The sequence below is a fragment of the Nocardioides sp. SRI_004 genome (assembly GCF_057586415.1).
This window is the reverse complement of sequence record NZ_JBYCZV010000001.1, coordinates 143,314-156,374: the sequence shown is the minus strand read 5'-3', so window position 1 is coordinate 156,374 and position 13,061 is coordinate 143,314. Positions and strand designations below refer to the sequence as shown.

14 protein-coding genes are annotated in these 13,061 nt (G+C 71.0%); 1 reads left to right on the top strand and 13 read right to left on the bottom strand.

Annotation, left to right across the window (positions count from 1 at the left end):
- The 13 genes from nuoK to AC2YHB_RS00750 form a co-directional block, all read right to left on the bottom strand.
- Positions 1–300, bottom strand: coding sequence for an NADH-quinone oxidoreductase subunit NuoK (nuoK, locus tag AC2YHB_RS00810; RefSeq protein WP_179649177.1), 300 nt, complete (start codon positions 298–300; stop codon positions 1–3).
- Positions 300–1,208, bottom strand: coding sequence for an NADH-quinone oxidoreductase subunit J (locus AC2YHB_RS00805; RefSeq protein WP_179649175.1), 909 nt, complete (start codon positions 1,206–1,208; stop codon positions 300–302). Before AC2YHB_RS00805 ends, nuoK begins: the two co-directional genes overlap by 1 nt.
- Positions 1,205–1,813 (bottom strand): NADH-quinone oxidoreductase subunit NuoI, encoded by a 609-nt coding sequence (nuoI, locus tag AC2YHB_RS00800; RefSeq protein ID WP_051932860.1) that lies wholly within the window; start codon positions 1,811–1,813, stop codon positions 1,205–1,207. The genes AC2YHB_RS00805 and nuoI overlap by 4 nt, the downstream gene beginning before the upstream one ends.
- Positions 1,806–3,113, bottom strand: coding sequence for an NADH-quinone oxidoreductase subunit NuoH (gene nuoH / locus AC2YHB_RS00795; RefSeq protein ID WP_051932859.1), 1,308 nt, complete (start codon positions 3,111–3,113; stop codon positions 1,806–1,808). Before nuoH ends, nuoI begins: the two co-directional genes overlap by 8 nt.
- Positions 3,110–5,545, bottom strand: coding sequence for an NADH-quinone oxidoreductase subunit G (locus tag AC2YHB_RS00790; RefSeq protein ID WP_179649173.1), 2,436 nt, complete (start codon positions 5,543–5,545; stop codon positions 3,110–3,112). The genes nuoH and AC2YHB_RS00790 overlap by 4 nt, the downstream gene beginning before the upstream one ends.
- Positions 5,542–6,852 (bottom strand): NADH-quinone oxidoreductase subunit NuoF, encoded by a 1,311-nt coding sequence (gene nuoF, locus AC2YHB_RS00785; RefSeq protein WP_179649171.1) that lies wholly within the window; start codon positions 6,850–6,852, stop codon positions 5,542–5,544. The genes AC2YHB_RS00790 and nuoF overlap by 4 nt, the downstream gene beginning before the upstream one ends.
- Entirely contained in the window at positions 6,845–7,561 is a 717-nt protein-coding gene (nuoE, locus tag AC2YHB_RS00780) for an NADH-quinone oxidoreductase subunit NuoE (RefSeq protein ID WP_179649169.1), read from the bottom strand. Before nuoE ends, nuoF begins: the two co-directional genes overlap by 8 nt.
- Positions 7,558–8,898, bottom strand: a complete 1,341-nt coding sequence (locus AC2YHB_RS00775) for an NADH-quinone oxidoreductase subunit D (protein WP_036550207.1) — start codon at positions 8,896–8,898, stop codon at positions 7,558–7,560. Before AC2YHB_RS00775 ends, nuoE begins: the two co-directional genes overlap by 4 nt.
- Entirely contained in the window at positions 8,898–9,638 is a 741-nt protein-coding gene (locus AC2YHB_RS00770) for an NADH-quinone oxidoreductase subunit C (RefSeq protein WP_036550205.1), read from the bottom strand. Before AC2YHB_RS00770 ends, AC2YHB_RS00775 begins: the two co-directional genes overlap by 1 nt.
- A complete protein-coding gene (locus tag AC2YHB_RS00765) occupies positions 9,635–10,192 on the bottom strand; it encodes a NuoB/complex I 20 kDa subunit family protein (protein WP_036550203.1) in 558 nt (185 codons plus the stop codon). The genes AC2YHB_RS00770 and AC2YHB_RS00765 overlap by 4 nt, the downstream gene beginning before the upstream one ends.
- 19 nt (positions 10,193–10,211) lie before the next feature.
- Entirely contained in the window at positions 10,212–10,568 is a 357-nt protein-coding gene (locus AC2YHB_RS00760) for an NADH-quinone oxidoreductase subunit A (RefSeq protein ID WP_036550201.1), read from the bottom strand.
- A gap of 262 nt (positions 10,569–10,830) precedes the next feature.
- Entirely contained in the window at positions 10,831–11,298 is a 468-nt protein-coding gene (locus tag AC2YHB_RS00755) for a hypothetical protein (RefSeq protein ID WP_179649167.1), read from the bottom strand.
- 23 nt (positions 11,299–11,321) lie between these two features.
- Positions 11,322–12,011, bottom strand: a complete 690-nt coding sequence (locus AC2YHB_RS00750) for a demethylmenaquinone methyltransferase (protein ID WP_036550198.1) — start codon at positions 12,009–12,011, stop codon at positions 11,322–11,324.
- Between the two features lie 64 nt (positions 12,012–12,075).
- Between AC2YHB_RS00750 and AC2YHB_RS00745 the strand changes: the two genes are divergently transcribed.
- Positions 12,076–13,053 carry a L,D-transpeptidase family protein gene (locus AC2YHB_RS00745; RefSeq protein WP_242530484.1) on the top strand — a complete coding sequence of 326 codons (978 nt, stop codon included), beginning with the start codon at positions 12,076–12,078 and terminating at the stop codon, positions 13,051–13,053.
- The last annotated feature ends 8 nt before the right edge of the window (positions 13,054–13,061 follow it).

The window sequence follows — 13,061 nt, the reverse complement described above, 5'->3', positions numbered from 1 at the left end:
TCAGAACTTCAGCAGGCTGGCGTCGTCGACCGAGGCCGAGCGTCGGGTGCGGAAGATGGTCATGATGATCGCCAGTCCGACCACGACCTCGGCCGCGGCGACCACCATCACGAAGAAGGCGGCGACCTGGCCGTCGAGGTTGCCGTGCTGGTGGGCGAAGGCGACGAAGGCGAGGTTGCAGGCGTTGAGCATCAGCTCGACGCACATGAACACGACGATGGCGTTGCGCCGGGTGAGCACCCCGATCGAGCCGATCGTGAAGAGGATGGCTGACAGGACGACGTACGGCGTCAGTTCCATCAGTGGTCACCTCCCTGAGAGCCTTCAGTCACGGTGCCGTTCGCAGCACCGGGCCCGGTCGGGTCGTCGCCAGGGGACAAGCTGGCCGTGCCGATGGGCGCGGCGTTCTCCTCCGTGGAGCCGCTGGCGGCCGTCCTGCCGGCGGTCTCGGGCGCCTCGGCGGGCTCGACGCCCAGCTGGTCCTTGATCGCCTCGATGTCCTTGAGGCCGGTCGCCTGCATCGTGCCGCGCGCGGCGAGCACGCGGGACACCGACGCCGGGGCCGGGCTGCCGTCGGGCAGCAGGGCCGGGGTGTCGACGGCGTTGTGCCGGGCGTAGACACCCGGTGGCGGCAGCGGTCCGAGGTGGGCGCCGGTCTCGGCGTAGGCCCGGATCCGGTCGGCCGCGATGTCCGCCTGGGTACGACGCGGCGTGAGCCGCTCACGGTGCGCGAGCACCATCGCCCCCACCGCCGCGGTGATCAGCAGCGCGCTGGTGACCTCGAAGATGAAGACGTAGCGGGAGAACAGCAGGTTGGCCAGGGCCTGGACGTTGCCGCCCTCGTTCGCCTCGTCGAGCCCGACCGCCGTGCCGAAGGTGAGCTGCGTGAACCCGACGACCAGCACGACGACGAAGGCCAGGCCGGTGAACCAGGCGAGCGCGCGCTGGCCCTTGATCGTCTCGACGACGGAGTCGGACGCGTCGACGCCGACGAGCATCAGCACGAACAGGAAGAGCATCAGGATGGCGCCGGTGTAGACGATGATCTGCACCGCGAACAGGAAGGGCGCCTCGAGCACCGCGTAGAGCACGGCGAGGCTGATCATCACCACGGCCAGCAGCAGCGCGGCGTGCACGGCCTTGCGGACGAACAGCAGGCCCAGCGCCGCGACGACCATGATCGGCGCGAGGATCCAGAAGGCGGTCACTTGCCCGCCCCCTCGCCCGGGACGGCCGGCACGGGGACCGGCTGCTGGAAGTCGCCGCGGTAGTAGGCGTCGTCGTTGCCGAGCAGCTGCGCGTGCGGCGGCTCCTGCATGCCGGGCAGCAGCGGGGCGAGCAGGTCGGACTTCTCGTAGATCAGGCTGGCGCGGCTGTCGTCGGCCAGCTCGTACTCGTTGGTCATCGTCAGCGCCCGGGTCGGGCAGGCCTCGATGCACAGGCCGCAGAGGATGCAGCGCAGGTAGTTGATCTGGTAGACGCGGCCGTAGCGCTCGCCGGCGGAGTAGCGACCGGACTCGCCGTCGGCGAGGTCGTCGCGGTTCTCGGCGCCCTCGACGTAGATCGCGTCCGCGGGGCACGCCCACGCGCACAGCTCGCACCCGACGCACTTCTCCAGGCCATCAGGCCAGCGGTTGAGCTGGTGGCGGCCGTGGAAGCGCGGCGCGGTCGGCAGCTTCTCCTTCGGGTACTGCTCGGTGACGACCTTGCGGAACATCGTCCGGAAGGTGACCCCGAACCCGGCGACCGGGTCCCAGAGCTGTTCCTTGAGCGACGGGCCCTTCGGCCCGGACTGCCCCGGCTGCTCAGCCATTGCTCACCCCTGCATCGGTCGGCTGGACGGATGTGTGGTCGGTGCGGAACACCAGCGGCGCGGCCGCACCGCGGACGGCGCCGCCCGTCGGCATCGGCGGGACCGGGAAGCCGCCGGCACGCGGCGTACGGACCTGGGTCGGGGCCTCGGGCGTCTTCTCCGGCACCAGGAAGGTCACCAGCAGCACCACGAGGACGACGCCGATCATGATCATCCAGAACTGCGGGTTGCCGCTGAAGCCGTCCTCGAAGGCGCCCTCGTTGCGGGCGACCCGCATGGTCGCGACGGCGACGATCCAGACCAGCGAGATCGGGATCAGCCGCTTCCAGCCGAACGCCATGAACTGGTCGTAGCGCAGCCGCGGGAGCGAGCCGCGCAGCCAGATGAAGACGAAGATGAAGGACAGCACCTTGCCGAAGAACCACAGCACCGGCCAGTAGCCCTCGTTGGCGCCCGCCCAGAACTCGTCGATCCAGAAGGGCGCGTGCCAGCCGCCGAGGAAGAGCGTCGTGGCGAGCGCGGAGACGGTCGCCATGTTGATGTACTCGGCGAGGAAGAAGAGCGCGAACTTCAGGCTGGAGTACTCGGTGTGGAAGCCGCCGACCAGCTCGCCCTCGGCCTCGGGGAGGTCGAAGGGCGCACGGTTGGTCTCGCCCACCATCGCGATCGCGTAGATGACGAAGGACGGCAGCAGGATCAGGCCGAACCACAGGTCGTCCTGGGCGGCGACGATCTCGCTCGTCGACATCGACCCGGCGTACATGAACACCGCGACCAGGGCCAGGCCCATGGCGACCTCGTAGGAGATCATCTGCGCGCTCGAGCGCAGCCCGCCCAGCAGCGAGTACGTCGACCCGCTGGACCAGCCGCCGAGGACGATGCCGTAGATGCCGATCGACGCGATCGCCATCACGAACAGGACCGCCACCGGCATGTCGGTCAGCTGGAGCGGTGTGCGCTCACCGAAGAGCGTCACCTCCGGGCCGAACGGGATCACGCTGAAGGTCACGAACGCCGGCACCACGCAGATGACGGGCGCGAGCACGAAGACCACCTTGTCGGCGGCCTTCGGGATCAGGTCCTCCTTGAACGCCAGCTTCACGCCGTCGGCCAGCGACTGCAGCAGGCCGAAGGGGCCGTGCACGTTGGGGCCGATGCGGTGCTGCATCCGGGCCACGACCCGGCGCTCCCACCAGATGTTGAACAGCGTCAGGAGGACCAGGACCACGAAGACGAGGAGCGTCTTGACCAGGACGATCCACCAGACGTCGTTGCCGAACGCGCTGAGTGCCGTGTTCATCCGTGCGTCCCTTCCGCTCCGCTGATCGTGACCGTCGTCCCGGGCGACGCCAGGTCGGCGAGCACGCCGTTGCCGACCGAGTTGGCCGGCACCCACACGACGCCCTCGACGAGGTCGTCGGCGATCTCGGCCGGCAGCGTGATCGCGCCGCGGTCACCGGTGAGCGTGACGGTGGGCCCGTGGGCGTCGTACACCTCCCGGGTGACGAGCGCGACGGGCGTGCGGGCCGTGGCCTTGAGGTACTTGTCGCCGTCCTGGAGCGAGCCGTTGTCGAGCAGCTGCTTCCAGGTGGAGAGCGCGAGGGTGCCGGGGTCTCGTGACGGTCGCTGCGCGACCTCCTCGACCGCCGCTGCGACCCGCTCGCCGTCCCACGGACCCAGCTGGCCCATCTCGGCGCGGACCTCGTCGACGGTGCGGAAGCCGAGCGGGGCGCCCAGCTCGTCGGCGATGCCGGAGAGCGCGCGCAGCTCGGGCAGCGAGGACGGCTGGTGCAGCGCGGCCTCCCAGGACCGGACGCGGCCCTCCCAGTTGACGAAGGTGCCGGACTTCTCCGAGGTCGGGGCGACCGGGAAGACGACGTCGGCGGCGTCGGTGACCTCGGTGCGGCGGATGTCGAAGGCGACCACGAAGGGCGCCGCCGCGAGGGCGGCCCGGGTCGCGGCCGGGTCGGCCGTGTCGTCGGGGTCGACGCCCGCGACGACCAGGCCGCCGAGCTCGCCGGACGCGAGCGCGGCGACGATGCCGTCGGCGTCGCGACCGTCGGCCTCGGGCAGCGCGTCGACGCCCCAGGCCGTGGCGACGTCGACGCGGGCGGCCGCGTCGGCGACCGGACGGCCACCGGGCAGCAGGGTCGGCAGGCAGCCGGCCTCGAGCGCACCGCGGTCACCGGCACGGCGCGGCACCCAGGCCAGCCGGGCACCGCTGCTGGCGGCGACGGAGGCGGCGGCGCTCAGCGCGCCGGGCACGGTCGCGAGCCGCTCGCCCACGAGCAGCACGCTGGTCGCGTCGAGCTCGCCCGCGAGGGCCTGCAGCGCGGCGGGCTCGTCGCCGGGCGCGGTCGGGACCAGGCGCGCGGCGAGCTTGGCCAGCCCGCGGGTCGTGTACGGCGCCAGGCTGACCACCTCGGTGCCGCCCGCGAGGACCGACTTGCGCAGGCGCAGGAACACCGCGCCGGACTCGTCCTCGGGCTCCAGGCCCACGAGGACGACCTTCGCGGCGGACTCGAGGTCGTCGTACGTCACGGCGCCGCCGGCCGGTCCGGTGAGGACCACGTGGCTGGCCAGGAAGGAGGTCTCCTCCGCGGACAGCGGACGGGCCCGGAAGTCGATGTCGTTGGTGCCGAGCGCGACGCGCGCGAACTTGCTGTAGGCATAGGCGTCCTCGACGCTCAGCCGGCCGCCGGTGAGCACGCCGACGCCGCCGGCCGCCTTCGCGGCGGCGAGGCCGCGGGCCGCGACCACGAACGCCTCGGGCCACGACGCGGGGCGGAGGGTCCCGTCCTCGTCGCGCACCTGCGGGTAGCCGAGCCGGTCGTCGGCCTGCGTGTAGGCGAAGGCGAACCGGTCCTTGTCGGTGATCCACTCCTCGTTGACCGCCGGGTCGTTGCCGGCCTGCCGGCGCAGCACCTTGCCGCGGCGGTGGTCGACGCGGATCGCCGAGCCGCAGGCGTCGTGCTCGGCGATGCCGGGCGAGGAGACCAGGTCGAAGGGGCGCGAGCGGAAGCGGTACTGCTCCGAGGTGAGCGCGCCGACCGGGCAGATCTGGATGACGTTGCCGGAGAAGTACGACAGGAAGGGCGCGTCCTCGGCGATGCCGATCTGCTGCTGGGCGCCACGCTCGACGAGCGCGATGAACGGGTCGCCCGCGATCTCCTCGGCGAAGCGGGTGCAGCGCTGGCACACGATGCAGCGCTCGCGGTCGAGCAGCACCGTCGGCGAGAGGTTGATCGGCTTCGGGAAGGTGCGCTTCACGCCGCGGTTGCGCTCGTCGGAGAAGCGGGACTCACCGCGGCCGTTGGACATCGCCTGGTTCTGCAGGGGGCACTCGCCGCCCTTGTCGCAGACCGGGCAGTCGAGCGGGTGGTTGATGAGCAGCAGCTCCATCACGCCCTGCTGCGCCTTGTCGGCGACCGGGCTGGTGACCTGCGTGCTGACGACCATGCCCTCGGCCACCGGCAGCGTGCAGGAGGCCTGCGGCTTCGGGAAGCCGCGGCCGTTGCCCGCGTCGGGGACGTCGACCAGGCACTGGCGGCAGGCACCGACCGGGGCGAGCAGCGGGTGGTCGCAGAAGCGCGGCACCTGCACGCCGATCTGCTCGGCGGCGCGGATGACCAGGGTGTCCTTGGGGACGCTGACCTCGACGCCGTCGATGGTGAGGGTGACCAGGTCGGTCCTCTCGACACCACCGGTGGTCGAGCCTGTCGAAACCGTCATGCCGACACCTCCTGCCCGGCCCAGGCCGTGGACTTCGCGGGATCGAACGGGCAGCCGCCGTGCGAGAGGTGCGCGAGGTACTCGTCGCGGAAGTGCTGGATCGAGCTGGAGATCGGGCTCGTCGCACCGTCGCCGAGCGCGCAGAACGAGCGGCCCAGGATGTTGTCGCACTGGTCGAGCAGCTGGTCGAGGTCGGCCTCGCTGCCCTGGCCGTTCTCCAGCCGGGTGAGCGCCTGCACCAGCCACCACGTGCCCTCGCGGCAGGGCGTGCACTTGCCGCAGGACTCGTGCTTGTAGAACTCCGTCCAGCGCAGCACGGCGCGCACGACGCACACGGTCTCGTCGAACAGCTGCAGGGCGCGGGTGCCGAGCATCGAGCCGACCCCGCCGACGCCCTCGAAGTCGAGGGGTACGTCGAGGTGGTCGGCCGTGAGCAGCGGCGTGCTCGAGCCGCCGGGGGTCCAGAACTTCAGCTGGTGGCCCTCGCGGATGCCACCGGCCAGGTCGAGCAGCTCGCGCAGCGTGATGCCGAGCGGCGCCTCGTACTGGCCGGGCTTCTGCACGTGGCCCGACAGCGAGAAGATGCCGTGGCCCTTGGACTTCTCCGTGCCCATCGACGCGAACCAGGCCGCGCCCTTCTTCACGATCGCGGGGACCGAGGCGATGGACTCGACGTTGTTGATGACCGTCGGGCTGGCGTAGAGGCCGGCGACGGCGGGGAACGGCGGGCGCAGGCGGGGCTGGCCGCGACGACCCTCGAGGCCCTCCAGCAGGGCCGTCTCCTCGCCGCAGATGTAGGCACCGGCGCCGGCGTGGACGACGACGTCGAGGTCGTAGCCCGAGCCGTGGATGTCCTTGCCGAGGTGACCGGCGGCGTAGGCCTCGGCGACCGCGGCCTGCACCCGGCGGATCACGTGGACGACCTCGCCGCGGATGTAGATGAACGCCTTGTTGGCGCGGATGGCGTAGGAGCTGATGATCACGCCCTCGACGAGGACGTGCGGGTTGCCCATCATCAGCGGGATGTCCTTGCAGGTGCCCGGCTCCGACTCGTCGGCGTTGACGACGAGGTACTTCGGCTTCGGGTTGTCCTGCGGGATGAAGGACCACTTCATGCCGGTCGGGAAGCCGGCGCCGCCACGGCCGCGCAGGCCGCTGTCCTTGACGGCGGCGATCACGTCGTCGGGGCTCATCGCGAAGGCGGCGTCGAGGGCGTCGTACCCGCCCCTGGCGGCGTAAGTGGCGAGCTTCCAGCCCTGCTCGGCGTCCCAGGTGTCCGACAGGACCGGGGTCAAGGTGTCAGCCATCGGAGCCCTCCGCCTTCTTCTCCGCCTCGACGGCCGGGGTCGTGACCGCGTCAGGGGCGCTCCACCCGCGCTCGCGGGCGATCTCCAGGCCCACCAGCGACGCCGGGCCCGCCGTCGGGCCCTCGTCGACGCGGCCGTCCGGGAAGCCGGCGAGCACCCGCTCGGCCTCGCGCCAGGTGCACAGCTTCGGGCCGCGGGTCGAGCTCACGTCGTGGCCGGCGCGCAGCGCCTCGACCATCTGGACCGCCGAGTCCGGGGTCTGGTTGTCCATGAACTCCCAGTTGACCATCACGACCGGGGCGTAGTCGCACGCCGCGTTGCACTCGATGTGCTCGAGGCTCACCGTGCGCGAGTCGCCCTGGCGCTGGACGGCCACCTCGTCGTTGCCGACGTCGAGGTGGTCCTTGAGCCGGGCGAAGATCTCGTCGCCGCCCATCACCGCGCACAGCGTGTTGGTGCACACACCGACGTGGTAGTCGCCGACGCCGTGCTTCTTGTACATCGTGTAGAAGGTCGCGACGCCGTTGACCTCGGCGGGGCTGATGTCGAGGATCGCGGCGCAGGCCTCGATGCCCTCGGGAGTGATCCGCCCCTGCACCGACTGCACGAGGTGCAGCATCGGCAGCAGGCCCGAGCGGGCCTCCGGGTAGCGGGCCGCGATCTCGCGCAGCTCGCCGATCGTCTTGTCGTCAATCGGTGGGGTGCTCACCTGTCGACGCCTCCCATCACGGGGTCGATGCTCGCGATGGCGACGATGACGTCGGCGATCTGGCCGCCCTCGCTCATCACGCCCATCGCCTGGAGGTTGTTGAACGACGGGTCGCGGAAGTGCGCCCGGAACGGGCGCGTGCCGCCGTCGGAGACGACGTGCGCGCCGAGCTCGCCGCGCGGCGACTCGACCGGCACGTAGGCCTGGCCGGCCGGGACGCGGAAGCCCTCGGTCACCAGCTTGAAGTGGTGGATCAGCGCCTCCATCGACTCGCCCATGATGTGGCGGATGTGGTCGAGGCTGTTGCCCATGCCGTCGCTGCCGATGGAGAGCTGGCTCGGCCAGGCGACCTTCTTGTCGGCCACCATCACCGGCGCGCCCTCGAGGCGGGCCAGTCGGTCGGCGGCCTGCTCGATGATCCTCAGCGACTCGTGCATCTCGTTGAGGCGCACCCGGAAGCGGCCGTAGGAGTCGGCGGTGTCCCAGGTCTGCACGTCGAAGTCGTAGGTCTCGTAGCCGCAGTAGGGCTGCGCCTTGCGGAGGTCGAAGCCGTAGCCGGTGCTGCGCAGGACCGGCCCGGTGAGGCCGAGCGCCATGCAGCCCTCGAGGTCGAGGTGGCCGACGTTCTCCAGGCGGGCCTTGAAGATCGGGTTCGCGTTGCAGAGGGCGGCGTACTCCGGGAGGCGCTTCTTCATCAGCGCGACGAAGTCGCGGATCTGGTCGAGCGCGCCCGGGGGCATGTCCTGCGCGACGCCGCCGGGGCGGATGAACGCGTGGTTCATGCGCAGGCCGGTGATCAGCTCGAACAGGTCGAGGACCAGCTCGCGCTCGCGGAAGCCGATCGTCATGACCGTCAGCGCGCCGATCTCCATGCCACCGGTCGCGATGCAGACCAGGTGCGAGGAGATCCGGTTGAGCTCCATGAGCAGGACCCGCATGACCTGGGCCTTCTCCGGGATGTCGTCCTCGATGTCGAGCAGCCGCTCGACGCCCAGCACGTAGGTCATCTCGTTGAAGAACGGCGAGAGGTAGTCCATCCGGGTGCAGAACGTGACGCCCTGCGTCCAGGTGCGGAACTCCATGTTCTTCTCGATGCCGGTGTGGAGGTAGCCGATGCCGCAGCGGGCCTCGGTCACCGTCTCGCCCTCGATCTCGAGGATCAGCCGGAGCACGCCGTGCGTCGACGGGTGCTGCGGGCCCATGTTGACCACGACCCGCTCGGCCGCGTCGCCCTCGCCGAGGCCGGAGGCGATGTCGCCCCAGTCCTGGCCGGTGACCGTGAAGACCTTGCCGTCGCTGGTGTCGGCGGCCGGGTCGGCGTAGAAGTCGGTGCTCATCAGTTGTAGCTCCTCCGCTGGTCCGGCGGCGGGACGGTGGCGCCCTTGTACTCGACCGGGATGCCGCCGAGCGGGTAGTCCTTGCGCTGCGGGTGGCCGGGCCAGTCGTCGGGCATCAGGATCCGGGTCAGGGCCGGGTGCCCGTCGAACTGCAGGCCGAACATGTCCCAGGTCTCGCGCTCGTGCCAGTCGGCGGCGGGGTAGACCGCGACGACCGACGGGACGTGCGGGTCGGCGTCGGGAGCGCTGGTCTCCACCCGGATCCGCCGGTTCCACGTGTACGACGCCAGGTGGTAGACCGCGTGCAGCTCGCGGCCCGCGTCGCCGGGGTAGTGCACGCCGTTGACGCCGGAGAGGAACTCGAAGCGCAGCGCCGCGTCGTCGCGCAGCAGCTTCATCACGGCGACCAGGTTGTCGCGGTGGACGTGGAAGGTGATCTCGCCGCGGTGGATGACGACCTGCTCGATCAGCGGGTCGAGCTTGTCGGCGACCGCGTCGAACCAGCCGCCGTAGGGCCGCTGCGCGGCGCCCGGCAGTACGACGGGGGCGACCAGTCCGCCGTACCCGCTGGTGTCGCCGCTGCCCTTCACCCCGAACATGCCGTGGCGCTCGCCGACGGCGCGGACCTCCAGGCCCGGCTCGCCCAGCGCCTCGGGGGCGTTCTCGGGCGACTGCTCGGTGGCCGGCTGCTCGACGGCCTTGTCGGGGCCCTGCTTCTCGGCCGGCTTCTCGTCGCTCATCGGAGGAGTCCTCGCTGGTCGCCGGTCGGCAGCGTGACGAGGGCCTCGGCCTCGAGCTCGCGGATCTGGGCCTCGCGGTTCTTGCCGAAGGGGGTGTCGTGCTGGACCTTGTCGTGCAGCTTGAGGATCGCGTCGATCAGCATCTCCGGCCGCGGCGGGCAGCCGGGGAGGTACATGTCGACGGGGACGACGTGGTCGACGCCCTGGACGATCGCGTAGTTGTTGAACATGCCGCCGCTGCTGGCGCACACGCCCATCGCGAGCACCCACTTGGGCTCGGCCATCTGGTCGTAGATCTGGCGCAGCACCGGGGCCATCTTCTGGCTCACCCGGCCGGCGACGATCATCAGGTCGGCCTGGCGGGGGCTGGCGCGGAAGACCTCCATGCCGAAGCGGGCGAGGTCGTACTTGGGGCCGCCGCTGGTCATCATCTCGATGGCGCAGCAGGCCAGGCCGAAGGTCGCCGGCCAGAAGCTGGCCTTGCGCATGTAGCCGGCCAGGCCCTCGACCGTGCTCAGCAGGACTCCGCTGGGGAGCTTCTCCTCGATACCCATGGGTGCGTGTTCCTCCGGGTCAGTCCCAGTCGAGCCCGCCGCGACGCCACACGTAGGCGTAGGCGACGAAGACAGTGGCGATGAAGAGGACCATCTCGACCAGCCCGAACCACGCCATGTTGTCCAGCTGCATGGCCCACGGGTAGAGGAAGATGATCTCGATGTCGAAGACGATGAAGAGCATCGCGGTGATGTAGTACTTCACCGGGAAGCGGCCACTGAGGGCCTGCGGCGTCGGCTCGATGCCGCACTCGTAGGAGTCCATCTTCGCGCGGTTGTAGCGGCGCGGGCCCACCATCGTGCTCATCGCGACCGAGCCGACCGCGAACAACGCGGCGAGAGCGGCGAGCACCAGGACCGGTGTGTAGAGCTCCACTGAGCCTCCCTCTCGTGATCTTGTGAACAGAATCACTAGTGGCGTGGCACACATCCTGCCACTCCCCGGATGCGAGCGCACAGGGGGGTGGCGCAGACCACGTCGGGACGTCGATCCACCGTCTGACCTGCGGATTTAACGCATGAGAGGGTTGCGAAAATCGGCGGCCTCGGTACGCCTGTCGGCTCGCGGCCGGCAAGCCGTGACCTGACCCCGTCGAGTGGGCACGCACGAGATCGAGCCAGGGCCGAGAGCCCGGGGATCAGGCGTCGCGCGCCGCCGCGCCCACGCGGTCCAGCCACGCTTCCGGGAACAGCTGGCGCGGGACCATCAGCCAGCGCTTGGTGACGCGGTCGCGAGCGATCAGGACGACCGGGCCGAGGCGCGGGCGGCCGAAGCGCTCCCAGGCGAACTCCGCGCGACCACGGGCCGTGTGCAGGACGAGGCCGTCATCGGTGGCCTCCGCCGAGACCGTCGTACCGACCGGGTACGCCGTGCCGAGCACCTCGCGCGCGCCGCGCAGTGCCGAGTAGCCGGACCAGCCCAGCCACAGGGCGCCGACGGCGAGCAGCAGGAGCCCGAGGCCGCCACCGCTGAGCGCAGCCGCCACGAAGCCGATGCCGACCACGAGGACCGAGCCCGGGATGGCGACGGCCCGCCAGTGGTGGCGCGCGGTCGCGCGGACCAGCGCGTCCAGCTCGGGCTCGGTCGGCGTCCATTCCTGCTGCACGCAGGAATGATCACACGAGCCGCTCAGGCGGTCGCGCGGTGCAGGGCGACGATGCCGCCGGAGAGGTTGCGCCACTGCGCGCCGGTCCAGCCGGCGTCCTTGATCATCTCCGCGAGTCCCGCCTGGTCGGGCCAGGCGCGGATCGACTCGGCGAGGTACACGTAGGCGTCCGGCGACGAGGAGACGGCGCGCGCCACGGCGGGGAGCGTCTTCATGAGGTACTCGAGGTAGACCGTGCGCCACGGCGCCCAGGTCGGGTGGCTGAACTCGCACACGACCAGCCGGCCGCCCGGCCGGGTGACCCGGCGCATCTCCGCGAGGCCCGCGACCGGGTCGACGATGTTGCGCAGGCCGAAGGAGATCGTGACCGCGTCGAAGGTGTCGTCACGGAAGGGCAGCCTGGTGCCGTCGCCCGCGGTGAACGGCAGGTGCGGCAGCTGCTGCTTGCCGACCTGCAGCATGCCGACGGAGAAGTCGCACGGGATGACGGTCGCGCCGGCGTCCTGGAAGGGCTGGCTCGACGTACCGGTCCCGGCCGCGAGGTCGAGCACGCGGTCGCCGTACGACGGGTCGACGGCGGCCAGCACCTCCTTGCGCCAGCGCCGGTCCTGCCCGAACGAGAGGATGTCGTTGGTCAGGTCGTAGCGCCGAGCGACCGCATCGAACATGCGTCGGACGTCGGCGGGCTGCTTGTCGAGCTCTGCGCGGGCCACCCCGGAAGGGTATCGGCGGAAAATCGCGCGCAACCAACCGGTGGGTCGTGGCGTCTACAAGGGCATGAACACCAAAGCCCGCATCGCCCGCCGGATCACCCTGCTCACCGTGATCGCGGCCGTCTGCTCCGTCATGGCGTACGGCGTCGGCTGGGCCGTGCGCGGCGAGTCACTGCCCTGGGAGGACTCGCACCCGGCGGCCGCCCAGCAGCGCGACGACCAGCCGGTGGCGATGCCCCACGAGGACGGCACGGCCACGCCGTCGGACGACCCGTCGGACGACACGTCCGACGACCCGTCGGCAACGCCGTCCGACGAGCCGGACCCGAGCGAGGAGCCCGACCCGACGAAGGAGCCCGAGCCGAGCAAGGAGCCCGGCCCGCCCCCGGCCGGCCCGGCGCTGCTGTCCCCCGGCGACAAGGGGCCGGAGGTCCGCGACCTCCAGGCGCGGCTGAAGCAGATCGACTGGTTCAGCGGCGACGTGACCGACAACTACGGCGACGTGACGACCGAGGCGGTGCGCGGCTTCCAGGCCAAGCGCGGCTTCCAGGTCACCGGCGAGGTCGACCAGCGCACGCTGGACCGGCTGCACGAGATGACCCGCCAGCCGACGAAGGCGGAGCTGACCAACCAGCCCCCTCCGGGCGACGGCGGCAACACCCCCGGCCCGCTCGACGCGCGCTGCACCACCGGCCGCGTGCTGTGCATCGACAAGTCCAGCCGCACGCTGCGCTGGGTCGTCGACGGCGACGTGCGCAAGACGGTCGACGTGCGCTTCGGCTCGGCCGAGCTGCCGACCCGCGAGGGCGTCTTCTCGATCCAGCGCAAGAGCCGCGACCACGTCTCGACGATCTACCACACGTCGATGCCGTTCGCGATGTTCTTCTCCGGCGGGCAGGCGGTGCACTACTCACCGGACTTCGCGGCCCGTGGCTACAACGGCGCCTCGCACGGGTGCGTCAACGTCCGTGACCACGACGCCGTGGCCTGGCTCTACGACCAGGTCAACGTCGGCGACAAGGTCGTCATCTACTGGAGCTGAGCTCCGCC